The sequence below is a fragment of the Leptolyngbya sp. NIES-2104 genome (genome assembly GCF_001485215.1).
Lineage (GTDB): Bacteria > Cyanobacteriota > Cyanobacteriia > Leptolyngbyales > Leptolyngbyaceae > Leptolyngbya.
The window spans coordinates 1,183,955-1,205,730 of record NZ_BBWW01000001.1 but is presented as its reverse complement, the minus strand read 5'-3'; the positions used below and the strand labels follow the sequence as shown (position 1 = coordinate 1,205,730).

21 protein-coding genes, 3 tRNA genes and 2 rRNA genes are annotated in these 21,776 nt (G+C 47.5%); 9 read left to right on the top strand and 17 right to left on the bottom strand.

Going from position 1 to position 21,776, the window contains the following annotated elements:
• Positions 1-113: 113 nt before the first annotated feature.
• The 4 genes from NIES2104_RS05540 to NIES2104_RS05525 form a co-directional block, all read right to left on the bottom strand.
• Positions 114-2,997, bottom strand: a 23S ribosomal RNA gene (locus NIES2104_RS05540).
• Between the two features lie 171 nt (positions 2,998-3,168).
• A tRNA-Ala gene (locus NIES2104_RS05535) sits at positions 3,169-3,244 on the bottom strand.
• A gap of 35 nt (positions 3,245-3,279) precedes the next feature.
• A tRNA-Ile gene (locus tag NIES2104_RS05530) sits at positions 3,280-3,353 on the bottom strand.
• A gap of 121 nt (positions 3,354-3,474) precedes the next feature.
• A 16S ribosomal RNA gene (locus NIES2104_RS05525) occupies positions 3,475-4,966 on the bottom strand.
• The 16S and 23S rRNA genes sit together here with 2 tRNA genes alongside, the layout of an rRNA operon.
• Positions 4,967-5,276: 310 nt before the next feature.
• Here NIES2104_RS05525 and glyQ point away from each other — a divergent pair.
• A complete protein-coding gene (gene glyQ, locus NIES2104_RS05520) occupies positions 5,277-6,164 on the top strand; it encodes a glycine--tRNA ligase subunit alpha (RefSeq protein WP_058996525.1) in 888 nt (295 codons plus the stop codon).
• A gap of 30 nt (positions 6,165-6,194) precedes the next feature.
• A complete protein-coding gene (locus tag NIES2104_RS32215) occupies positions 6,195-6,383 on the top strand; it encodes a hypothetical protein (protein ID WP_058996523.1) in 189 nt (62 codons plus the stop codon).
• A gap of 74 nt (positions 6,384-6,457) precedes the next feature.
• Here NIES2104_RS32215 and NIES2104_RS05510 read toward each other — a convergent pair whose 3' ends face one another.
• The 6 genes from NIES2104_RS05510 to NIES2104_RS05485 form a co-directional block, all read right to left on the bottom strand.
• Positions 6,458-6,682: a type II toxin-antitoxin system HicA family toxin gene (locus tag NIES2104_RS05510; RefSeq protein ID WP_058996521.1), complete on the bottom strand. Its 225-nt coding sequence runs from the start codon at positions 6,680-6,682 to the stop codon at positions 6,458-6,460.
• A gap of 3 nt (positions 6,683-6,685) precedes the next feature.
• Positions 6,686-6,895 carry a type II toxin-antitoxin system HicB family antitoxin gene (locus NIES2104_RS05505; RefSeq protein ID WP_058996519.1) on the bottom strand — a complete coding sequence of 70 codons (210 nt, stop codon included), beginning with the start codon at positions 6,893-6,895 and terminating at the stop codon, positions 6,686-6,688.
• Between the two features lie 311 nt (positions 6,896-7,206).
• On the bottom strand, positions 7,207-7,593 hold the full coding sequence (locus NIES2104_RS05500; RefSeq protein ID WP_156426871.1) for a hypothetical protein: 387 nt from the start codon (positions 7,591-7,593) through the stop codon (positions 7,207-7,209).
• Between the two features lie 114 nt (positions 7,594-7,707).
• On the bottom strand, positions 7,708-8,022 hold the full coding sequence (locus NIES2104_RS05495; RefSeq protein ID WP_058996515.1) for an RNA-binding protein: 315 nt from the start codon (positions 8,020-8,022) through the stop codon (positions 7,708-7,710).
• 5 nt (positions 8,023-8,027) lie between these two features.
• Positions 8,028-8,393, bottom strand: coding sequence for a hypothetical protein (locus tag NIES2104_RS05490; RefSeq protein ID WP_058996513.1), 366 nt, complete (start codon positions 8,391-8,393; stop codon positions 8,028-8,030).
• A gap of 3 nt (positions 8,394-8,396) precedes the next feature.
• A complete protein-coding gene (locus NIES2104_RS05485; protein WP_058996511.1) occupies positions 8,397-8,789 on the bottom strand; it encodes a hypothetical protein in 393 nt (130 codons plus the stop codon).
• Between the two features lie 483 nt (positions 8,790-9,272).
• Here NIES2104_RS05485 and NIES2104_RS05480 point away from each other — a divergent pair, with 483 nt between their 5' ends.
• The 5 genes from NIES2104_RS05480 to NIES2104_RS05460 all read left to right on the top strand — a co-directional run bounded on the left by NIES2104_RS05480 (position 9,273) and on the right by NIES2104_RS05460 (position 14,423).
• The gene (locus tag NIES2104_RS05480) at positions 9,273-9,671 is read left to right on the top strand and encodes a hypothetical protein (RefSeq protein WP_058996509.1); all 399 of its coding nucleotides are present in this window, start codon (positions 9,273-9,275) and stop codon (positions 9,669-9,671) included.
• 76 nt (positions 9,672-9,747) lie between these two features.
• Complete coding sequence (locus NIES2104_RS05475) at positions 9,748-11,385, top strand: hypothetical protein (protein ID WP_058996508.1); 1,638 nt, start codon at positions 9,748-9,750, stop codon at positions 11,383-11,385.
• A 112-nt stretch (positions 11,386-11,497) separates the two neighbouring features.
• Positions 11,498-11,974: a DUF4079 domain-containing protein gene (locus tag NIES2104_RS05470; protein ID WP_058996506.1), complete on the top strand. Its 477-nt coding sequence runs from the start codon at positions 11,498-11,500 to the stop codon at positions 11,972-11,974.
• 111 nt (positions 11,975-12,085) lie between these two features.
• Entirely contained in the window at positions 12,086-14,314 is a 2,229-nt protein-coding gene (locus NIES2104_RS05465) for a ComEC/Rec2 family competence protein (RefSeq protein WP_058996504.1), read from the top strand.
• A 24-nt stretch (positions 14,315-14,338) separates the two neighbouring features.
• A tRNA-Ser gene (locus NIES2104_RS05460) sits at positions 14,339-14,423 on the top strand.
• A gap of 3 nt (positions 14,424-14,426) precedes the next feature.
• Here NIES2104_RS05460 and NIES2104_RS05455 read toward each other — a convergent pair.
• A complete protein-coding gene (locus NIES2104_RS05455) occupies positions 14,427-15,506 on the bottom strand; it encodes a glycosyltransferase (protein WP_058996502.1) in 1,080 nt (359 codons plus the stop codon).
• Between the two features lie 187 nt (positions 15,507-15,693).
• On the opposite strand from NIES2104_RS05455, the gene NIES2104_RS31590 reads away from it, so the two are divergent.
• On the top strand, positions 15,694-15,876 hold the full coding sequence (locus NIES2104_RS31590; protein ID WP_156426870.1) for a hypothetical protein: 183 nt from the start codon (positions 15,694-15,696) through the stop codon (positions 15,874-15,876).
• Here NIES2104_RS31590 and NIES2104_RS05450 read toward each other — a convergent pair.
• Genes NIES2104_RS05450 through NIES2104_RS05430 form a run of 5 tightly spaced genes read right to left on the bottom strand, consistent with a single transcriptional unit; the run spans position 15,873 to position 19,433 of the window.
• Positions 15,873-16,577 carry an SGNH/GDSL hydrolase family protein gene (locus tag NIES2104_RS05450; RefSeq protein ID WP_058996501.1) on the bottom strand — a complete coding sequence of 235 codons (705 nt, stop codon included), beginning with the start codon at positions 16,575-16,577 and terminating at the stop codon, positions 15,873-15,875. The two genes, NIES2104_RS31590 and NIES2104_RS05450, sit on opposite strands and share 4 nt — an antisense overlap.
• A 3-nt stretch (positions 16,578-16,580) precedes the next feature.
• Positions 16,581-17,156, bottom strand: coding sequence for a cytochrome b (locus NIES2104_RS05445; protein ID WP_058996499.1), 576 nt, complete (start codon positions 17,154-17,156; stop codon positions 16,581-16,583).
• Between the two features lie 48 nt (positions 17,157-17,204).
• Complete coding sequence (mug, locus tag NIES2104_RS05440) at positions 17,205-17,762, bottom strand: G/U mismatch-specific DNA glycosylase (protein WP_058996497.1); 558 nt, start codon at positions 17,760-17,762, stop codon at positions 17,205-17,207.
• A gap of 37 nt (positions 17,763-17,799) precedes the next feature.
• On the bottom strand, positions 17,800-18,126 hold the full coding sequence (locus tag NIES2104_RS05435) for a hypothetical protein (protein ID WP_058996494.1): 327 nt from the start codon (positions 18,124-18,126) through the stop codon (positions 17,800-17,802).
• On the bottom strand, positions 18,123-19,433 hold the full coding sequence (locus NIES2104_RS05430; RefSeq protein WP_058996492.1) for a dihydroorotase: 1,311 nt from the start codon (positions 19,431-19,433) through the stop codon (positions 18,123-18,125). The genes NIES2104_RS05435 and NIES2104_RS05430 overlap by 4 nt, the downstream gene beginning before the upstream one ends.
• 367 nt (positions 19,434-19,800) lie before the next feature.
• On the opposite strand from NIES2104_RS05430, the gene lepB reads away from it, so the two are divergent.
• Positions 19,801-20,391: a signal peptidase I gene (gene lepB / locus NIES2104_RS05425; protein ID WP_058996490.1), complete on the top strand. Its 591-nt coding sequence runs from the start codon at positions 19,801-19,803 to the stop codon at positions 20,389-20,391.
• Here lepB and NIES2104_RS05420 read toward each other — a convergent pair.
• Entirely contained in the window at positions 20,388-21,620 is a 1,233-nt protein-coding gene (locus NIES2104_RS05420; protein WP_058996489.1) for a dihydroorotase, read from the bottom strand. The two genes, lepB and NIES2104_RS05420, sit on opposite strands and share 4 nt — an antisense overlap.
• Positions 21,621-21,776: the final 156 nt, after the last annotated feature.

Below are 21,776 nucleotides of genomic sequence, written 5' to 3'. Positions count from 1 at the left end.
TCTCACTCTCGTGAGAGTTTCAGAACCCAGAAGGCTGCATAGCTCGTTGTCAGTTTTGCGTAGATTGTACTTCAGACACCGGTCATCGGACTCATCTGATTGATTCAGTCGTGGAGGTCAAGCCCTCGGTCTATTAGTACGGCTCGGCTGCATGTGTTACCACACTTCCACCTACCGCCTATCAACGGGTGTTCTCCCCGTGACCTTACTGGGTTAACCCCATGAGAGTACTCATCTTGAGGTGGGCTTCCCACTTAGATGCTTTCAGCGGTTATCCACTCCGCACTTGGCTACCCAGCGTCTACCGTTGGCACGATAACTGGTACACCAGCGGTGCGTTCTTCCCGGTCCTCTCGTACTAAGGAAGAATCCTCTCAATACTCTTGCGCCTGCACCGGATATGGACCGAACTGTCTCACGACGTTCTGAACCCAGCTCACGTACCGCTTTAATGGGCGAACAGCCCAACCCTTGGGACGTACTACCGCCCCAGGTTGCGATGAGCCGACATCGAGGTGCCAAACCTCCCCGTCGATGTGAACTCTTGGGGGAGATCAGCCTGTTATCCCTAGAGTAACTTTTATCCGTTTAGCGACGGCGATTCCACGCTCTGCCGTCGGATCACTAAAGCCGACTTTCGTCCCTGCTCGACATGTTCGTCTCACAGTCAAGCTCTCTTGTGCTTTTACACTCTACGGCTGATTTCCAACCAGCCTGAGAGAACCTTTGCGCGCCTCCGTTACCATTTAGGAGGCGACCGCCCCAGTCAAACTGCCCACCTGAAACTGTTCTCGTCCCGGATAACGGGCACAAGTTAGAATTCTAGCCTTAACAGAGTGGTATCTCACCGTTGGCTCCAGATTCCCCACAAGGAATCTCTCATAGCCTCCCACCTATCCTGCGCAGTTAAAGCCCGAACCCAATTCCAGGCTACAGTAAAGCTTCATAGGGTCTTTCTGTCCAGGTGCAGGTAGTCCGTATCTTCACAGACAATCCTATTTCGCCGAGCCTCTCTCCGAGACAGCGCCCAAATCGTTACGCCTTTCGTGCGGGTCGGAACTTACCCGACAAGGAATTTCGCTACCTTAGGACCGTTATAGTTACGGCCGCCGTTCACCGGGGCTTCAGTCGCGAGCTTTAGACCGAAGTCCTGACCCACTTCTTTAACCTTCCGGCACTGGGCAGGCGTCAGCCCCCATACATCGTTTTGCAACTTAGCGGAGACCTGTGTTTTTGGTAAACAGTCGCTTGGGCCTCTTCACTGCGACCACCTTTCAGTGGCACCCCTTCTCCCGAAGTTACGGGGTCATTTTGCCGAGTTCCTTAGAGAGAGTTATCTCGCGCCCTTTAGTTTTCTCAACTATCCTACCTGTGTCGGTTTCGGGTACGGGTGATTCAAATTAACGTGATCCGGGATTTTCTTGGAAGCCTGACATCACACACTTCGGGTCCGTAGACCCTCGTACTCACCACTCAGCTCAAGACGTTTCCGCCGTCTCTCACAGCCTCGTAGGCTTGAACTCCTAACCAACATGGAGCTGTGTTAGCCTTCTCCGTCCCCCGTCACAATTTGAATCGAGTACTGGAATCTTCACCAGTTGTCCATCGACTACGTCTTTCGACCTCGCCTTAGGTCCCGACTCACCCTCCGCGGACGAGCCTTCCGGAGGAACCCTTAGGATTTCAGGGCATTGGATTCTCACCAATGTTTGCGCTACTCAAGCCGACATTCTCACTTCCACTTCGTCCACACCTGCTTGCCGCTGATGCTTCTCACTACAATGGAACGCTCCCCTACCACTTACATAAATGCAAGTCCATAGCTTCGGTAAACACCTTAGCCCCGTTCATTTTCGGCGCAGGAACGCTTGACCAGTGAGCTATTACGCACTCTTTTAAGGATGGCTGCTTCTAGGCAAACCTCCTGGTTGTCTCTGCATTCCCACCTCCTTTATCACTGAGGTGTTATTTGGGGACCTTAGCTGATGGTCTGGGCTGTTTCCCTCTTGACGATGAAGCTTATCCCCCACCGTCTCACTGGCAGTCTGTACCTCTGGTATTCTGAGTTTGACTCGATTTGGTACCGGTCTCCCAGCCCGCACCGAATCAGTGCTTTACCCCCAGAGTGGAACAACTACCGCTGCGCCTCAACACATTTCGGGGAGAACCAGCTAGCTCCCGGTTCGATTGGCATTTCACCCCTAACCACACCTCATCCGCTGATTTTTCAACATCAGTCGGTTCGGACCTCCACTTGGTGTTACCCAAGCTTCATCCTGGACATGGTTAGATCACCGGGGTTCGGGTCTATAAAAACAGATATCACGCCCTCTTCAGACTCGGTTTCCCTTTGACTTCGGCATTCCCGCCTTAATCTACCTGTTCCTATAAGTCGCCGGCTCATTCTTCAACAGGCACACGGTCAGACGTTGAATCGTCCTCCCATTGCTTGTAAGCAGATGGTTTCATGTTCTATTTCACTCCCCTCCCGGGGTTCTTTTCACCGTTCCCTCGCGGTACTAGTTCACTATCGGTCACACAGGAGTATTTAGCCTTATGAGGTGGTCCTCACTGATTCACACGGAATTTCACGTGCTCCATGCTACTCGGGATCCAGCTAGCTCAGTTAATCTTTCAACTACAGGACTTTCACCTTCTCTGGTGTAGCTTCTCACTACTTCGTCTAGACGCTCTGATACACGTTGCTGTCCCACAACCCCAATGGATAAATCCACTGGTTTAGGCTGTTTCCATTTCGCTCGCCGCTACTCCGGAAATCGCGTTTGCTTTCTCTTCCTCCAGCTACTAAGATGTTTCAATTCGCTGGGTTGGCTTGTTCTACCCTATGGATTCAGGTAGCCATGTTTAGGGTTGCCCCATTCGGAAATCTTCGGATCAATGCTCACTTCCAGCTCCCCGAAGCTTATCGTCGGTCGTCACGTCCTTCGTCGCCTCTGTGTGCCTAGGTATCCACCATCTGCCCTTTGTAGCTTGACCACTAAATTGATTGACTCAATTCGCGATTAGTCCAATTACATTGGTGTCTGTGTATTTCTACCTGACAACGTACTATGCAGTTTTCTTGGTTCTTTTTGACTGGGAACAACTCCCAGCAGGCTCTCTATGCGACTAGACGAGTTGCTGACTTGTTCCTGACTCTATAAAAGTTGGTGGAGGTTAGCGGACTCGAACCGCTGACATCCTGCTTGCAAAGCAGGCGCTCTACCAACTGAGCTAAACCCCCATGCGTTAAAACACATCACGCCTGATTGAATGGAGTGGGCCATCCTGGACTCGAACCAGGGACCTCACCCTTATCAGGGGTGCGCTCTAACCACCTGAGCTAATAGCCCACATTTCCCTGAACCGGGATAGTTTAGAAGCACAGCGAAATCAATGGAAAGCTTCGACCGACCTTGAGATGACCAACTTCTGTTTCAGACTAAGCTAAATCAGAAGGGGTAGGTCTCCCTTTAAGGAGGTGATCCAGCCACACCTTCCGGTACGGCTACCTTGTTACGACTTCACCCCAGTCATCAGCCCCACCTTCGGCATCCTCCTCCGCGAACGGTTAGAGTAACGACTTCGGGCGTGACCAACTCCCATGGTGTGACGGGCGGTGTGTACAAGGCCCGGGAACGTATTCACCGCAGTATGCTGACCTGCGATTACTAGCGATTCCGCCTTCATGCAGGCGAGTTGCAGCCTGCAATCTGAACTGAGCGTTGGTTTATGAGATTGGCTTGCTATCGCTAGCTTGCGACTCTTTGTCCAACGCATTGTAGTACGTGTGTAGCCCAAGGCGTAAGGGGCATGCTGACTTGACGTCATCCACACCTTCCTCCGGTTTGTCACCGGCAGTCTCTCTAGAGTGCCCAACTGAATGCTGGCAACTAAAAACGTGGGTTGCGCTCGTTGCGGGACTTAACCCAACATCTCACGACACGAGCTGACGACAGCCATGCACCACCTGTCTCTCGGCTCCCGAAGGCACTCCCTACTTTCACAGGGATTCCGAGGATGTCAAGCCTTGGTAAGGTTCTTCGCGTTGCATCGAATTAAACCACATACTCCACCGCTTGTGCGGGCCCCCGTCAATTCCTTTGAGTTTCACACTTGCGTGCGTACTCCCCAGGCGGACAACTTAACGCGTTGGCTACGGCACGGCTCGGGTCGATACGAACCACACCTAGTTGTCATCGTTTACGGCTAGGACTACAGGGGTATCTAATCCCTTTCGCTCCCCTAGCTTTCGTCCCTCAGTGTCAGTGCAGACCCAGTCACACGCTTTCGCCGCTGGTGTTCTTCCCAATATCTACGCATTTCACCGCTACACTGGGAATTCCTGTAACCCCTATCGCACTCTAGCAGCCCAGTTTCCTCCGCCCGTATGCGGTTAAGCCGCACGCTTTGACAAAAGACTTGAACTGCCACCTACGGACGCTTTACGCCCAATAATTCCGGATAACGCTTGCATCCTCCGTATTACCGCGGCTGCTGGCACGGAGTTAGCCGATGCTGATTCATTAGGTACCGTCATCATTTCTTCCCTAATAAAAGAGGTTTACACTCCAAAAAGCGTCCTCCCTCACGCGGTATTGCTCCGTCAGGCTTGCGCCCATTGCGGAAAATTCCCCACTGCTGCCTCCCGTAGGAGTCTGGACCGTGTCTCAGTTCCAGTGTGCCTGGTCATCCTCTCAGACCAAGTACAGATCGTCGCCTAGGGGTGCCGTTACCACTCCTACTAGCTAATCTGACGCGAGCCAATCTATCGACGATAAATCTTTCACCCCAAAGGGCACATTCGGTATTAGCAGTCGTTTCCAACTGTTGTCCCCAATCGATAGGCATGTTCTCACGCGTTACTCACCCGTCCGCCACTAAAGACCGAAGTCTTCCGTTCGACTTGCATGTGTTAAGCATACCGCCAGCGTTCATCCTGAGCCAGGATCAAACTCTCCATGTTGAAGTTGTTTGTAGCTCGATAATTAGATGTTTATCCGGTTATCCTTCCGGTCTCTACATAAATAGAGACATTTTCTTGACGAAGGCTTTCCTTTCTCTGGCTTCTAAACTATTCTGTTTTATAGGTTCAGGCTGTGGCTTGGAGCGTCGCTTTCGCTTGGCTTGCCTCACCGCTTAATCAATATAGCCTGACCTTTCTGAAGGTGTCAACACCTTTTTTCAAGTTTTTTCTAATTTGGTTCAAAACGTCCTCTGGAACGGCATTTGCGCGACAATGGGCAAGTGAATTTGGTTGATGAGGATAGAGAATCGTGAATTTTCAGAGTGTGATTTCGACGCTGAATGGGTTTTGGGCGGAGCGGGGTTGCTTGGTGGTGCAGCCTTACGATACGGAGAAGGGGGCGGGGACGAAGAGTCCGCATACGTTTTTGAGGGCGATCGGTCCTGAGCCTTGGTCGGTGGCTTATGTGGAGCCGTGTCGTCGTCCGGGGGACGGGCGGTATGGGGAGAATCCGAATCGGGTGCAGCATTATTATCAGTATCAAGTGCTGATTAAGCCGTCGCCTGACAATATTCAGGAGATTTATTTGGAGTCGCTGGAGGCGTTGGGGATTACGCCGGAGGATCATGATATTCGGTTTGTGGAGGATAATTGGGAGGATGCGGCGGTCGGTGCTTGGGGGGTTGGTTGGGAGGTTTGGTTGGATGGGATGGAGGTGACGCAGTTTACTTATTTTCAGCAGTGTGGGGGGATTGATTGTCGTCCGGTGTCGATCGAGATTACGTACGGGCTGGAGCGGTTGACGATGTACCTGCAAGGAGTGAACTCGATTTTTGATATTCAGTGGAATGATGACATTACTTATGGAGATGTGCATCTGCAAGGAGAGATTGAGTGCTCGACGTATAACTTTGAGGCATCGAATCCGGAGTTGCTGTTTACGCTGTTTAAGTTGTATGAGCAGGAGGCGGAACAGTTGATGGGGCGCGGGTTGGTGTTGCCTGCGTATGATCAGGTGCTGAAGTGTTCGCATACGTTTAATTTGCTGGATGCGCGTGGGGTGATTTCGGTGACGGAACGGGCGCGGTATATTGGGCGGGTGCGGAATTTGGCGCGGCAGGTGGCGCAGTTGTATTTGAAACAGCGGGAGGAGTTGGGGTTTCCGTTGTTGAAAGGGGAAAAGGTTGAGGCGGTTTAGGAAGAAAGAGCGATCGCACATTTATATGAAGTGAGAAGTGCGATCGCTCTTTATATTGATGCTGATACAGAATTCGTTAGGCGAATTTTCTCGCTGCGTTTGCGTCTCGCTCCGGAGTGGAGTTCGGTGCTGATCGTGCGAAGTCCGCTGAAGGGGATTAGAGAACGGGTGGAGAGCGATCGTACATTCGTTTTGAAGCAGGAAGGGCGATCGCTCTGATCGTTTCAATAGATAGAGAAGCCTTGTGACATTGAGGCATTCGCAAACGTTTTCACTAGGGTATTTGCTGAACTTCAACGCGCTTCTAGCATTGCCTCAACGGTTAATTCAATATCGCTTGCAATCTGGCGCAATAACTTGGGAGAAATATCACGTCCCTTGTGAAATGGAACTGTGGTTGCTCGTCCATCTTCGTGTCGAAACTGTCTGTGCGAGCCTTTTTGCCGAACTTCTACAAATTCAAGGTTTTCTAGAATCCGAACAACTTCTTGTGGTTTCAGAACGGGAATATTGCTCATCGCTTATCGAACCACGATTTGCTGGATTCCGACAAACTCTGTGCTAAAGGTAACTTGTTCATCTTCCAAAAGCATCTCAATTACTTCCTGTAAGTTCTCTTGTAATTCATCTAAAGTTTCACCTTGAGAATGCGCTCCAGGAAAGCCAGGAACGTAACCTACATATAGATTTGTGTCAGTGTCTCTCTCTACAACGGCAGTAAAGGTTCTCATGTTGCTTCTGATATTTAATGCTCTAATTCTATCTGAAAGCTAGTTTCGCGTAGAGAGTTTGATGAATTGAGCGATCGCACATTTATATGAAGTGAGAAGTGCGATCGCTCTTTATATTGATGCTGATAGAGAATGCGCCAGGTTAATTTTCTCCCTGCGTTTGGGTCTCGCCTCGGAATGGAATTCGGGGCTAATCGTGCGAAGTCCGCTGAAGGGGACTAGAGAACGTGGAAAGAGTAATCGCATATTTACATTGAAGTGGGAAGTGCGATCGCTTTCTTCTCATCGTGCCTGGTGCAGACAAAATTAGACTATTGGAAATCGGGGTAGTTTCGACTCCCTTCAAACATTGACTCTAGTTCCTCAATCGTTGAGAGAATTGCGTCTGTATCTCCATCAGCCACCAGTTCTTTGATGTCTCTAAGACGCTTCAGTACTCCCGCTTTTCCATCTGGCAAAAGCGTACAGAACTGATGCCAATTGTAGAGGTGATATAGGAGATGATACGTCATGCCCACGTCAAGTTGTTTGCTAGGATCACGTAAAAATAATTCTAGATCAACTAACCAGTCGAGCGCGGCTCCAATACCGTCTACATAAGTGTGAAAAATAGCCGTTTCTAGCATTTCTTCCGGTGTAGTGGGATAAGCGCGATGAAATGCCTGTTTTGCTTCGCTCCTCAGATTACGACGTTGCAACAGCGATCGCACAATTTCTAAAGTTTCTTCTCGATGCGAGTTCTCTAATATATGCAGCCTTGCTTTTAGGTCTACGTGTGCCTATCAAGTCAAGAAGAATCACAGCGACAGCTACTAATACTCAGCACTAATCTTTAATGGTACTAAAGCTTGATGCAAAACGCTTGGCTTTGCGTTTAAGTAGATTTCGCGGCGATTGCTCTCGTTGTATCCGACGACGATCGCGCCAACCGATGTACCAAGCTCAGGATACATTTCTTCGGTCATTGCGCCTTCGTCTAAAAAATCAGGAATCCGAATCAAGCCTTTTACCGAGGAGTTACCCAAATCAACAAACACACCAAAGGGAGCATGAAATTCTACTCGTCCCTGAACAAATTGACCGAGTTCGTATTTTGACTTAATTTGATCCCAACTTTGATGATTCATACCGTTTATCGTGGTTTGAGAACTCGTGGAAATTGATTCAAGATGCGAAAGAGACTTTGAGGAATGACGACTTCAATTCGCTCAATTCCATCTTTCTCATCATAACGGTACTCGAATTGCTTGAAATAGCGACCGTAATTCTCTTGATCGATCACAACCTCTAAAATTCCCTCTTGATAGCTTGCATTAAATTCTTCAGCAATACTGCGATCGTTTGACCCTGCAAAGTAGCAGTTGCCATCTGTATAGGGAGGATTGAAAGGAAAATCGCTTGATTGGAACCCTTCACTCAATAATTTTAACGCCTTACCTCTCTGTGGGGCTTTGTAAATGGTAATGAATTCAGATCTTTGCGATTCGGTAGGCAGCATTATTTAGATCGTTGTGGTGTCTGGATAAATAACAACCTGCATACCGGAATGCTGTTCTAAAAGTGGACAGAGGGTTTCATCATTCTGAGTGCAGAGCGCGATCGACTTAATCGAGCAAGGATTAAACTGCTTCATCAATCCCGCAGAGAACAAAGTTTGCCCCATGAGATACATACCTAATCGGCTTGCTTTGGTTTGAATCACAATAATGTCTTTGCCTTCAATCAGTACTTCAGACTGTCGAGCGATTCTGAATTCTTCACCTTGAACAATTACGCCATCTAGTGCCCTTCTTCCACAAGTTGGCGACGGTTGAACTGCAACGAATTCTTCGATTAATGTCCCTCCTACTTGTTGCCAATACCAGCGAGTCATTGGGGTTTCATGTTTGCTCATCGTTTTTCTTGTAGAAGCTTGAAGTGATTTGTGTGACCTCTCAGCTAGTCTGCCCAGAAAAGTGAAGCGTAAGAAAATCAATTAAACTGTCGATCGCATTCCCGTTTCAACCAAAAGCACGATCGACGATACAAAAATCACGCTTGTCGTTAGTAACGTCGCGCTTGTCGTTACTAACATCGCGATTTTTAGGCAAAAATTACGCTTGTCGTTACTAACGTCGCGATTTCTGGGCGAAAATCGAAAACTTACTTAGAAAAATTACGCTTGTCGTTACTAACGTCGCGATTTTTTCAACTTAGCGAACGATTTTTGTATGAACGATCGTAATTCTGCTGAGATAAAAGCGATTGGATACGCATGATTACTCAGCTCCGCTAGAAATCTTCATTGAGAAAATATCAAGTTTTGCGCTTTCTGCTGAACCAAAACAAAGGAGCGGTAAGCCAAGCTAACAGCATTAACTTATAAAAAGGTGCATTTATGCCCCGGCAAAGAAGAACGTCCAGAATTCTGGAAAGAGCTGAGATTCGGATTTCTGGACTTAAAGCAGTTGATCCAGCAATGGATTTCGGAGAGGCGCGGAGTTTGGTGCAAATGAGTGTGCAAATGACACGGATGCGCGATCGAATTGAGAGCTATAACCGCGCTTTGGCAGAAGTCGATTCCTCGAAGAAGGACATTGATGAACTCGAAAAAACCTTGGCGGATCTGACGGACAGAATGTTGATTGGGGTGGCGTTCAAGTATGGCAAAGATAGCCGCGAGTACGAAATGGCGGGCGGAATGCGGAAGAGCGATCGCATTCGGAAGAGCAGTACGGCGCGGATTAAAGCAACGGTAGAAGCAAAGGCTGCTGGCGAAATTCAGCAGAGCGCTTAAGCAGTTCGCAAGCGTTGATAGAGGGCTTTGTCAATTTGGGAATTCTAATCGGCAAGCCCTCTAGAACTCGAATCGTATGACTGCTCAACAGCCCAATTTAGTCAACTTGGCACGACAAGGAGATGGAAAAGCGATCGCGGCTCTGATTAACCGATCGCTGCAACCAAAAGGAATTCTCGCTAAAGTTGTGTTTCAGGATGGATATCTCAAGATCATGCTGGAGGGAGAAACAACGCCCGATCAAGCAGTCTTCGTTTCGTATGTGCAGCAGGGAATTGTAGCGCTTGATATTCCGAATCTGCACACATTGCAAGTGTTTGGAAGGGTGAAAGGGACAACGAAACCGGATTGGACTGAAGTTGTACCGCTGCAAGTTGAAACGGCGATCGCTCAGTCTGAAACATCAGTCGAACCTGTGGAAACAGCGATCGATATCAATGAAGACGCGATCGTATCTCACTTAAATCAAGCGATCGGTTCAGAAACCATTACGTTTTCAGCAGAATTAACGGGCGCTATTCTTAACATCACGGCAAAGACTGATCAGCTTTTAGAAGGGGATACGTTTGCGAAATCGATTCGAGAATCGCTCTTTGGATTGAGCTTGACTGGAATTGAATCGGTACAGCTTTATAAGCAAAAGACGCGGAGCAACGCTCGCTACAAGATTAAAGAATTTACGTTAGTTCAGGAAACATCGTCGATCGCTGAACCTGAGAAAACCGAATCCGTTGAACCGCGAACATCGATAGTAAATTCTGCTCCTCAGATGCGATCGTCTGTGACTCTGGTCGATTCTCGTCCACGGAGACAATCAAATAAAATCGCACAATTTGTTCCACTTGCGATCATCATAATTGTCTTTGTCTTTGTTTCGATCACTCGGTTGCTGAGTGTTCCTCCGTCTGCCGCAGACCTCTGTCGAGCATCATCCATTGAGAAACAGCGCTGTCTTTTGGCTGTGCAAGTTGCTGGAGAGCAGACCATCATCGACGCAAAGAAAGACGCAATCGCCAACACGCAGCAAGCTGAATATCAAGGCTTAGAAGCTGCCAAAACACTAGCATTTGCTGATGCCCAGATTGAATTAGAGGAAAAGCATGAGGGCAATTCAAAACTGCTGTCGTCGATAAAAGTGACTTCAAGCAAATCGGAAGAAGTTTTTCGCGGCGTTTCTCTTGTGGATGTGCAAATCGGAGATCCTAAAACGCCAGAAACGATCGTTTTCCGTAAGGCAGTTGTTTTGCAACATAGCAAACGAGGACTTAGATTACTGAGTGATGCCACGATTCCCAACAATTGGCCCACCCAAGCTTATACCGGAACATCAGAAACAGAAAAGGTGAGTCGATCGCTTAAAGTTCACCAGATTTTTATTGTTCTGGGTGGCAGTATCGTTTTTACGTCGGTTGGTTTGTTCATTGCTAACTTGCTGAATCTAGGCATTCGGATTTTCTCAGTTCAAACATTGTTCCGAACCGCGGTCGTCTTAGGAACAGTCGAAGCAACACTGTTGTTGATTCTGGGAAGGAATTGGATTTTTGGCATTCCGTTTGGCTCAGTCGCACTGTTGATTACTCAAATGATTGTGAAAGACCTAAAAGTTGATTGGGAAGCTGGCTATCGAGTTGTCGCTGCTGGCGTTGGAGTCATTATTATCACGAGAGTCTTACTGAACTGGATGCTGTTTGGGCTGATTTTCTCGATTCTCTGAAGTGCAAGCGCAGTCTTCACCGATTCCTGACTTGAATTCTGAGCGATCGCGCTTTTCGTCCCGTAGAATGCTCTTAATATTTCGTGACGGTGACGCAAGAGGGAGAACATCAATGAATTTAAGTGAAACACTGGAGCCGATCGCGCAATTTTTCCGCTCGTTGAATGTGCCAGAGCCGATCGTGCATTGGGGACATCCCGTGATGATGGGCATCGTCGTGTTTGTGATGGGCGGTTATGCGGCTTGGGCGGGTTGGAAAGGGCGATTAACCGAGGATAAAGAGGCTGCTATCAAGAACCGGGCGGATCATCGGAAGCTGATGCCTTTAGTTGTCTTGTTTGTGACGCTGGGGGCGACGGGCGGGATTTTGTCGCTAGTGATGCAGAAGAAGCCGATTCTCGAAAGTCCACATTTTCTGACTGGGATGGTGGTGTTAGGGCTGCTTTATCTAAATGGAGCAGTTTCGTTGTCGGGATTCGGTGGAAATAAGCCAGGATTGAGACTGTTCCATGCTTATTTGGGGACTGCGATCGCTGGAATTCTCGTAATCCATGCTGTATTTGGGATCAAGCTCGGACTCTCAATCTAGCGACTTTTGCAAATGCTGATTTAGGAGTTGGCTACGGCTGGCTCCTTTTTTATTGGATTGATGAAATCTCTGGGCACTCTAAGTCAGTTTTTGAATGGCTAAGAGTAAAGCATGAGTTCGATCAGCGGGGTTGTTTGGTGTCTGGCTTATATTTTGGGATTGCTTATGACAGCGATTCCGTATGGAAGTGCGATCGTGCTTTTCTGTGGTTTGATTTGTGCGATCGTGCTTCCAAGAATGAAGCCGAAACGAACGATTGCAAAGATCTGGATTGTTGCGGGCTTGATTGGATTCGCAGCAGGATTTTATTTGCAAGTTCGCACACCGCAACCGAGCGCGATCGACATTAGCCAATTCGTTCCGAAAGAAAGGCAAGAAGTAACGGTGTCGGGAATAGTCGAAACGCTTCCGAAATTGACTCGTAGCGGGAATTCACAGATTTGGTTAAATGTGAGCGCGATCAAGGAACAGAAAGCGGATGGAAGGCTTTATGTCACCTTGTCGAAAGTGAATGGACAAGACTTGTATCCGGGGCAAGCGATCGCAATTCAAGGCAATCTCTACAAACCGAAGCCGAAAATGAATCCAGGCGGGTTTGATTTTCAGAAGTACTTGGCGCAAGAAGGTAGCTTTGCGGGATTAAAAGGAACGGCGATTCGATTGCTTGATACGAATCAGAAGCTGAAGTGGGACTGGTGGATGATTCAAAGGGAGATTGTGCGATCGCAAGCCAAACAGTTTGGAGAAGCAGAGGGAGCGCTGATCAGTGCAATGGTGATCGGGGGTCGAGTGGTTGATATTCCGTTCGACATCAAAAATGAGTTTGGTAAGGTTGGTCTATCTCATGCGCTGGCGGCATCTGGCTTTCAAGTGTCATTAATCTTGGGCGTATTACTGACTTTGACGAAACGATTACCAGGAGCAGTGCGGTTTGGAATTGGAGCAATCGGATTGATTGTGTTTATGGGACTGACCGGAATGCAGCCTGCGGTATTTCGAGCGGTCGTAATGGGGTTTGCAGTTCTGTTTGGGATCTTGTTTGAGAGACGAGTTAAACCGTTAAATTCGTTATTGATTGCAGCAATTATTTTGCTAATTGTCAATCCGTTATGGATTTGGAATTTAGGGTTTCAATTTAGCTTTTTGGCAACGTTGGGATTGTTAGTGACGGTTCCTGCGATCGCAAAACGCCTCGATTGGTTGCCGACTCTCATCGTTCCTGCGATCGCAGTTCCGATCGCTGCTCTAATCTGGACACTACCCCTACAACTCTTTGCATTCGGAATGGTTTCGCCATATTGCATTCCAGCAAACGTCGCAGCGACAATCTTTATTTCGTGGATTAGCATCGGGGGAATTGTTAACGCGGGATTGAATCTGATTTCTCCAGCGATCGCAACCTTTACAACGCCGCTTTTGTACTATCCAACTCTTGCGTTGATTCATAGCGTGAAATTTGTTTGTCAATTGCCCGGAAACTCGATCGCAGTGGGTACAATTTCACTCATCTTGATGCTCGTTTTATATGGATTGGTTTGTACACCTTGGATGCTGCCTCGATTTCAAAGGCAATGGTGGGTATTTCTATTAATTGGAATCAATTTAGTATTTGTTCCAGTTTGGTATGTACGATCGAATTTATTACAAGTTACAGCATTATCCGTCGGTCAAACTCCGGTCATGGTGATTCAAGATCATGGACGAGTTGGATTGATTAACGCTGGAGATGTTAACGCCGTGCGCTTCACTGTTCTACCGTTCTTGCAGAAAGAAGGTGTGAATCAGATCGACTGGGCAGTCGCAGTCTCGCCCTCAGATGGATGGGCGACATTATTAGAAGAGATGTCGATCCGATCGCTTTATGATTTCTCCAGTAAGAGAACGTCAGCCGTTTCACTTGAAGCAATACAACAACTGACAGCAAGAAAAGGAAAGCATTTGCCTATTACAGCGAGGCAAACCATTAAAACAGGCGCGATCGAGATTCAATTCCTTAGTACGGAGCCAACGATATTGCAGTTTGGAATTGGTCAACAACGATGGTTATGGCTGAAAGATGTACCGAATGTGAGTCAGCAACAGGCGTTAGGTAGTAATTTGACTGGAAGTGAGATTCTATGGTGGTCGGGGCGGAGACTCCATCCGAAGTTATTAGAACGAATGCAGCCGAAAATTGCGATCGCATCCTCCAGAACGGTTCACGCCGAAACTTTGAAACAATTACAGCTTCGTCAGATCCAGACTTACGAAACTGAGGTGAATGGAGGATTGCAATGGTCGAAGAATCAAGGGTTTAGAACAACTTTGGACGAGGATGAGTCAGAAGGAGCGTTCCTGTAGTATATTGATTAAGACTGTACGCCTGGAGAGGTGGCAGAGCGGTTGAATGCGGCGCACTCGAAATGCGTTTTGGGGCAACTCAACGGGGGTTCGAATCCCCCCCTCTCCGTTCTTAAATTTGAGTCGTTTTTACCATCTGCTGCCAGCGGTGCAGAATGACGCGATCGTATGGCTTCCAGAAGTTTGGTTCTGGAGGGTTTAGCGGCTGTGATTCGATCACGGTCTCTGAAGTGGGGGCGTGTTTCGATGGAGATTGCTTCGGAACGCCTTTAAGAAGCGGCTGGGTTAGCGTTTTCGCGATCGCAACCAGCGTCACCTTATAGAGTCCAGGGCGAAGTAACAGCGCGAAATCACCTTTTAGACTCAGAAAAATCCAGCGAAACATCAACGCATAGTCACCTGCAAGATAGCTTTTGCTCAGTAGATTATTGTAGAAAAGTGTATTTGCCCAACGACGAATCGAGTGGGGTAACTCTGGGTGACGCTGATAAATTCTCGACATAATTAGCTCATAAAAATGTGACATGGTTGCACATTTCGTGGACATGCTGCCGCTATATTGTCGATAACCAATGAGATATTTGGGCACGATCGCGAATTGATATTTCTCAGCGATTCGTAGATATAAATCCCAATCTTCACAAGTTTTTAGCTCAGTATTGTAGTCGCCAACAGCATCGATACAACTGCGGCGAAACATTGCAGTGCTGGCGTTATCAAGGAAATTATAGAACACAAGGATTGCTAAAACATTTCCCTCAACTGCTCCCAATTGTCCGAATGGTGAATACGCTCTGATACTTCCTGATTCAGTTAGATACATCGACCAGGAATAGACCAAACCAACCCATTCATCAGATGCTTCTAGACAACGAACGTGCTTTTCTAAACGTTCTGGATACCAGATATCATCCGCATCGATCGGAGCAATATACTTTCCGCGTGAGTGTTGAATGGCGAGATTTCGAGAAGCTGCAACTCCGGAGTTTTCTTGCTGAACCAATTGAAATCGATCGTCATTCTGAGCATACAATCGCACAATTTCCGCAGTGTGATCGCTCGATCCATCATCAACAACGATCACTTCAAAGTGAGAATAGGTCTGCGCTTGAATTGAATCAAGAGTCTCTGAAATGAATACTTCAGCATTGTAGGCAGCAATCACTACCGAAACTAGCGGATCAGAACTCATTTCCTTTCTCATTCAACACACTGCATCTATTCTGAAGCGAAACCTTTCACTTTGCAATGCTCTCTAATAGGAACAAAATCGAATAACTAGACTTCTAACAAGAGAAAGAGGGCTTCTCTACTATAAGGAGCAGGATATCGAACAATAAAACCGCTACGTTAAAGTGAAGAATTCAGGGAGAACAATCATGGATTTAGAATCACGATCGCGGCGCAATTATAGCTACATGATGTGGATGCTTGGAACTGCATTTATACCAGTGGGCTTAAGCTTTGAGCCTGGAAGCTCTTTACAATTTCTATTTCTTGGAATCGGAATTACTCTATTTCTAATGGGTCATATGATGTTCCGTAGCGCCTGGAAAAACTAGGGCTTTTTCGGAAGTAGCTTTTCTAATGCTTGAAACCAACGAGCCGCCATTTTTTGCTCACCCGACTCGTTTGGATGCAATCCGTCATAGGTATCTTGTTTTACATCAAATTCGCTGAACTGATCAACCAGAATGATTGGACTTTCTTGTGTACTATTTGATCGAACAAATGCAGCAATTTGTTGATTGAACTGTTGTGTTAAAGCCTCTCCACCTGAAGAAGGAATTAACTGAGCGAGTAGAATCTTTAATCGTGGATTTCGTTGGCGCATGACCTGAATCAGTTTCTGCAATTCAGCGATCGTGCTTTCAAAACTCTCCCCACCCAAGACATCATTCGTTCCAAGATGAACCAGCACTATATCTGGTTTTGCGCCTTGCGTCCATCGATCGATTCGTGTCAACACTTCATCGACTCGCCAACCCCAATGTCCTTCATGGTCTTGATCAAAATCAGACTGAGGCGCATTTCCCAGGTAGTGCGATCGAGTTGAACCTACAAAATTGACCTCATACCCTGCGGCTCGAAGTTTAAGCCAGAGCGGGCGACGATAACTGTTGTGATTGCGATCGGCTTGTGTGATCGAATCACCCAGCGGCATGATCCGAACCCCCGTCGGAGCGCTATCAACCGATGCAACAGGCGTACAACCTGACAGCAAAATCAGACTGGTGATGGCACTCCAGAGGACCTGTCTCATAGTCTAAACAGCTTTCGATTTGGGTTTAAGAAAATTGGTAAACCGTCGCCAATTGGCGCGAACCACTTTCCATTGTGCGATCGTATGCAGCACAATAAACGCCAAAAACGTGTAAGACAGCCAGAAATGAGCATTTCGACCGACATCCACCATTGCAGCATTCTGAGGAAACATATCCGGTAAAACGATTCCAAAGAATTTCACGTTATTGGCTCGAAACGAATTCGAGAGCAGAAATCCACTGATCGGAATCGCCCACATGAAGACATACAAGCTCGTGTGCAGGGCGACCGTTCTAAACCAGGCAACCGTGAACTTTGGAAAGCGCTTCGTGTATTTTTTCCACCACACTTGTAAAAGTAGAAAAATCCGCCAAGTGAGAAACGCCATCGAAAGAACGGCGATCGATTTATGAAAGTCATACAGCGATCCGCGATAGGAAACAGATCGATCGAGTTGTGACATGTAAGTTCCGGTCACGAATAGAACCAAATATGCCCAACTCATCCACCAATGCACGGTCATCAATTGCTTGAAAGCACTATTCAATCTAGGTTTGAGTGCATAAACGATAGTCACGGTGTTTCTCTGAAATCTAAAACTTTTGTAAAGTCTAGCCGTTCTAGATCAAGTTTGGGTTGCAAATGAATAAAGTTCGCGATACACGTTTGCAAGATCATTTAATTGGTAGTGGGCATTTAATCCACTGGGATTTGGTAAAACCCAGATCGTTGTATCGAATAGCGGCTTTTCTTGCAGTCCCATCCGTGCCTTCGGTTGTCTAAAGGCAGTTCGATAGGCGCTCACTCCTAACACAGCTAAGAGTTTAGGCTGATATTGTTCGATTTTTTCTGCCAGAACTTGATGACCGATCGATAAATCTTCATTAGTTAATTCATCGGCTCTAGCCGTGGCACGTTCAGCTAGATTCGTCAGACCGAATCCTCGATCGAGCAATGTCCGATCTTCAAACGGCGATAACAATCGTTCTGTGAATCCCGCTAGATGTATCGCTTTCCAGAATCGATTTCCCGGACGTGCGAAGTGATGCCCCACCGCCGCACTATAAAGACTGGGATTGATTCCGCTAAATAAGATTTTGAGATTCGGAGCGATTACATCGGGCAGCGTTGTATTGTAAGCAGCCAAAACTTCTGCTCTAGTCGGTTTGTAGATTGGGAGCATTGAAAGCGAATTAGACAAAATGGCGAACTTCTCTATCCTAGTTCTCCGGTTCCAATCGTCGCACCCGCTGTTCTAATGCTGACATTCGCTCCTCCAAAGAGATATGGTCTGACTCATTCGTAATCGAGTAGCCGATTAATCGATCGACTAACCGCAGCATCCGATCGATATCTTCCCGTTGCTGAAATTGTCGCTCTTGTAACTCTAATTGCCCATTCTGCAAGCCCCGTTGCACCTCTAACATCTGCTCGATTGAGCGCACCACTCGATTGATATCTTCCCGTTGCTGCAACTGGCTCTCTTGCAACTCCCGCTGCACCGCTAACATTTGCTCGATCGTTCTTTGAATTTCTTCTGGTGTCATACCGCATCAAACCTTAATGCCCGTCCGCGAACCTCTTCATTAAATTTGCCACGATCATATACGACTTGACCATTGACGATCGTCACCTGCGCCCATCCGGTCAACTCCCAGCCCTCAAACGGATTCCAGCCGCATTTCGATACAACTTCCTCACGCAATACTAGATGAGAGTGATTCAAATCAACTAATACCAAATCCGCATCGTATCCAGGTTCGATCAAGCCCTTGTTTGGAATTCGATACGCCTTCGCGACCGCAGTAGACATCCAGTGAGAAACTTGTGCAACGGTACAACGACCTTGAACGGCTTGCGTCAACATCACGGCTAGAGAAGTCTCAACTCCGGGCATTCCAGAAGGGGAGTTTGGGTAGCCTTTGGTTTTTTCTTCCAAAGTATGGGGCGCGTGGTCGGTAGCGATGAAATCGATCGCGCCATTTCGCAACGCCTCCCAAAGCACTTCATTATCGTGCGCCGATCGAATGGGTGGATTCATCTGCACCAACGTTCCGAGTTTTTCGTACGCACTGGTATTTAGCACCAAATGTTGAGGAGTGACTTCGCACGTTACCCATTCCGGTTTCTCCCGCATCATCAATTCCGCTTCTTCTGCGGTAGACATGTGCAAAATGTGAAGGCGGCGGCGGTATTTCTTTGACAGTTTCAGAGCCAGTTCAGTTGCATTTAGAGCGGCTTGATTGTCCTGAATCACGGAATGAATTGCGGGATCGGTCACATCCGCATATTGAGCGCGTCTTTCCCGAATGCGGGCTTGGTCTTCGGCATGAACAGCAATTAAGCGATCGCCTTTTGAAAAAATCGCATCTAACGCCGTTTCTTCATCGACCAACAAATCACCGTGCATCGATCCCATGAAAATCTTGATGCCACAAACTGGATTCGCCGTGAGTAAGTCTTCTTGATTTGCAGGAGTCGCCCCGATAAAAAAGCCGTAATTGACCAAAGATTTTTCTGCACCCCGGTTTAACTTGTCATTGAGTGCCTCTTGAGTGATTGTGAGCGGTCGAGTGTTTGGCATTTCCAAGAACGAAGTGACCCCACCCCGTGCACAGGCATGACTCGCAGTAGACAAATCCTCTTTATACTCAAGTCCAGGTTCACGAAAATGCACTTGGGGATCGATCACACCCGGTAACAGCGTTAGACCCGTTGCATCAATAATTTCTGCATCTCCGGGCGTGAGTTGACTGCCAACTTCCGCAATTCGATCGCCTTCTACTCGTACATCACCCAGAACGAACTCACCAGACGGCAACAGAACCGTTGCATTTTGAATCAAGAGCGCCATAACTTCAAGCCTGTGTCACTATCTCGATCATCGAATACTTCAAACGCGATCGCGCTCAAATGCCAAATGTCTTAATTTTGTTTCTGCGGTATAGTCTCTTCAATATGTGCTAGATTGCATCACCTTATTTTTGTGGAGCGAACTTTTATCGGATCTTGACCGCTTTTAGAAATTCCTTTGAATTGATAGAAACCTTATGGGCAGCAACTCTATCAACAGAACAGTGAAGTACAGACTGTATGATTCAACCGAAGTGATCGGATTTCCGTTCAAAGTTTCATACTGAAAGTTCAAATTCACCTGTGTAGATTAGACTGAGAACGAAGGTCTGCATGTCAACCTCACAAGCTGTAATCGTTAAGGTGGTATGAATCGAGTGGATAACCCGGCTCCTAACAGAAAAGCACGTCAGAAAGACGAAAATCCCTGGCTAGAGGGACTCAAAACGATCGGTTTAAGTGCCGTTCTAGCGATCGGGATTCGGCAATTTGTTGCCGAAGCCCGCTACATTCCGTCTGGTTCGATGTTGCCGACCTTACAGATCAACGATCGCTTGATTATCGACAAAATTAGTTACCGCTTTAACAATCCGCAGCGCGGTGATATTGTCGTCTTTTCTCCAACTGCTGCTTTAGAGAAACAAAATTTCCACGATGCCTTTATCAAGCGGGTGATTGGACTGCCGGGTGAAAAAGTCCAGGTGAAAGGCGGTCGAGTTTATATCAACGATCAGCCGCTACGAGAAGACTACATCGGCAAAGAGGAAGCGCCCCAGTATGAATGGGGTCCTCAAGTCGTTCCACCAAATTCTTATCTCGTCCTTGGCGATAACCGAAATAACAGCTACGACAGCCATTATTGGGGATTCGTGCCGCGTGACAAAATTATCGGTAGAGCTGTAGTGCGATTCTGGCCCCCCAATCGCGTGGGTGAGATTGCACCTGATCCGCAATATTAGAAACACCAAGCTTCCAAAACTCGCCCAGAAATAGACTGATTCAACCAAGCCGTATTCGTGGACAGCGATCGCAAATTTGAGCGATCGACTGTCCATTTCTCATTGGGATCAAACAAGATTAAATCACTGGGCTGATTGGGCGCGATCGCGTTCAAATTCTGTCCCAAACATTGAGCCGATCGAATCGTCAAACTCCGCCACAATTCCAAAGCCGACCAGCAACCGGATTCAACTAGATTCGACCATAAGAGCGGCAGCGCCAGTTCTAACCCGATCGCCCCTGGAGGTGCTTCTCCAAACGCCACCGTTTTTTCTTCATAGGTGTACGGGCTATGATCCACGGCAATCGAATCAATTACACCTTCTTGCACCGCCTGGATCAGTGCTTGTCGATCGCTCAAATTTCCCAAGGGCGGATCAAGTCGCAGACTCGGATCATAAGACTGCACAGAATTTGTATCCAGCAGTAAATGAAGCCAAGTTGTACTGGCTGTAATTGGAACGCCACGAGATTTTGCCGATCGAATCAATTCCACTCCTCGCGCTGTTGAAACCCGCATTAGATGAACTGGAGTTCCAATCGCTTCAACACATTCGATCAAACCTGCTAATGGTGCAGATTCAGCCATGACGGGTATTCCCGGCAATCCGAATCGCATCGAATTCGTGCCTTCTCGAATCACGCCTTTTCCAGCTAATCCTGGATCAGATGCCCAAAGCGCGATCGCTTTCTTCATCGGCTGCACATATTCTAATAATCGTCGGACGAGTGCAAGATTCGCGATCGCTTTCCCATCCGTAAACCCAATCACATCTGCCGCCAGTTCAGCCAGTTCCGTCATCTGTTGTCCATCAGTATTTAGCGTCAAAGCGCCCCAGCAATTGATTCGAGGAAACTTAGATCGAATCTGGGTGACAATCGCATAATGATCGATCGCGGGAGTCGTATCGGGCAGCAAATTCAGCCGAGTGAATCCACCTGCGATCGCGGCTGCTTGTAGTGATTCTAAAGTTTCGCGCTCTTCAAATCCCGGTTCGCCGCTGTGACTGTACAAATCAATTAGACCCGGAGCAAGAACGCAACCCGAACACGATCGACGTTCTGCTGACTCTGGGATTTCCGAAGGCTCAAATGCCCGAATAATCCCATCCTCTAACAAAACATCCGTAACGCGATCGACATTCGCAACCGGATCAAGGAATCGGACTTGCTGAAGCAAAACAAACATGATTTTCAGACGGTGAGGAACAAGCGATCGGGCTTTGCCCAATCCCCGTTCTATATTCAATTACGTTTTGGTACTCTACCGCACAGTTTCGCTTTTGATTTTAATATAATCCCTAGAATTTGCTGCTTCGCCACTAGCAGCGCTACAGGTCTAGAC

What these genes read in the sequence shown, in the direction of transcription:
- NIES2104_RS05495 (WP_058996515.1), bottom strand. Translation starts at nt 8,022, where the DNA reads ATGAATCATCAAAGTTGGGATCAAATTAAGTCAAAATACGAACTCGGT.
- NIES2104_RS05490 (WP_058996513.1), bottom strand. Translation starts at nt 8,393, where the DNA reads ATGCTGCCTACCGAATCGCAAAGATCTGAATTCATTACCATTTACAAA.
- NIES2104_RS05465 (WP_058996504.1), top strand. Translation starts at nt 12,086, where the DNA reads ATGAGTTCGATCAGCGGGGTTGTTTGGTGTCTGGCTTATATTTTGGGA.
- NIES2104_RS05455 (WP_058996502.1), bottom strand. Translation starts at nt 15,506, where the DNA reads ATGAGTTCTGATCCGCTAGTTTCGGTAGTGATTGCTGCCTACAATGCT.
- NIES2104_RS05470 (WP_058996506.1), top strand. Translation starts at nt 11,498, where the DNA reads ATGAATTTAAGTGAAACACTGGAGCCGATCGCGCAATTTTTCCGCTCG.
- NIES2104_RS05450 (WP_058996501.1), bottom strand. Translation starts at nt 16,577, where the DNA reads ATGAGACAGGTCCTCTGGAGTGCCATCACCAGTCTGATTTTGCTGTCA.
- NIES2104_RS05510 (WP_058996521.1), bottom strand. Translation starts at nt 6,682, where the DNA reads ATGAGCAATATTCCCGTTCTGAAACCACAAGAAGTTGTTCGGATTCTA.
- NIES2104_RS05480 (WP_058996509.1), top strand. Translation starts at nt 9,273, where the DNA reads ATGCCCCGGCAAAGAAGAACGTCCAGAATTCTGGAAAGAGCTGAGATT.
- mug (WP_058996497.1), bottom strand. Translation starts at nt 17,762, where the DNA reads ATGCTCCCAATCTACAAACCGACTAGAGCAGAAGTTTTGGCTGCTTAC.
- NIES2104_RS05485 (WP_058996511.1), bottom strand. Translation starts at nt 8,789, where the DNA reads ATGAGCAAACATGAAACCCCAATGACTCGCTGGTATTGGCAACAAGTA.
- lepB (WP_058996490.1), top strand. Translation starts at nt 19,801, where the DNA reads ATGAATCGAGTGGATAACCCGGCTCCTAACAGAAAAGCACGTCAGAAA.
- NIES2104_RS05475 (WP_058996508.1), top strand. Translation starts at nt 9,748, where the DNA reads ATGACTGCTCAACAGCCCAATTTAGTCAACTTGGCACGACAAGGAGAT.
- NIES2104_RS05435 (WP_058996494.1), bottom strand. Translation starts at nt 18,126, where the DNA reads ATGACACCAGAAGAAATTCAAAGAACGATCGAGCAAATGTTAGCGGTG.
- NIES2104_RS05420 (WP_058996489.1), bottom strand. Translation starts at nt 21,620, where the DNA reads ATGTTTGTTTTGCTTCAGCAAGTCCGATTCCTTGATCCGGTTGCGAAT.
- NIES2104_RS31590 (WP_156426870.1), top strand. Translation starts at nt 15,694, where the DNA reads ATGGATTTAGAATCACGATCGCGGCGCAATTATAGCTACATGATGTGG.
- NIES2104_RS05430 (WP_058996492.1), bottom strand. Translation starts at nt 19,433, where the DNA reads ATGGCGCTCTTGATTCAAAATGCAACGGTTCTGTTGCCGTCTGGTGAG.
- NIES2104_RS05505 (WP_058996519.1), bottom strand. Translation starts at nt 6,895, where the DNA reads ATGAGAACCTTTACTGCCGTTGTAGAGAGAGACACTGACACAAATCTA.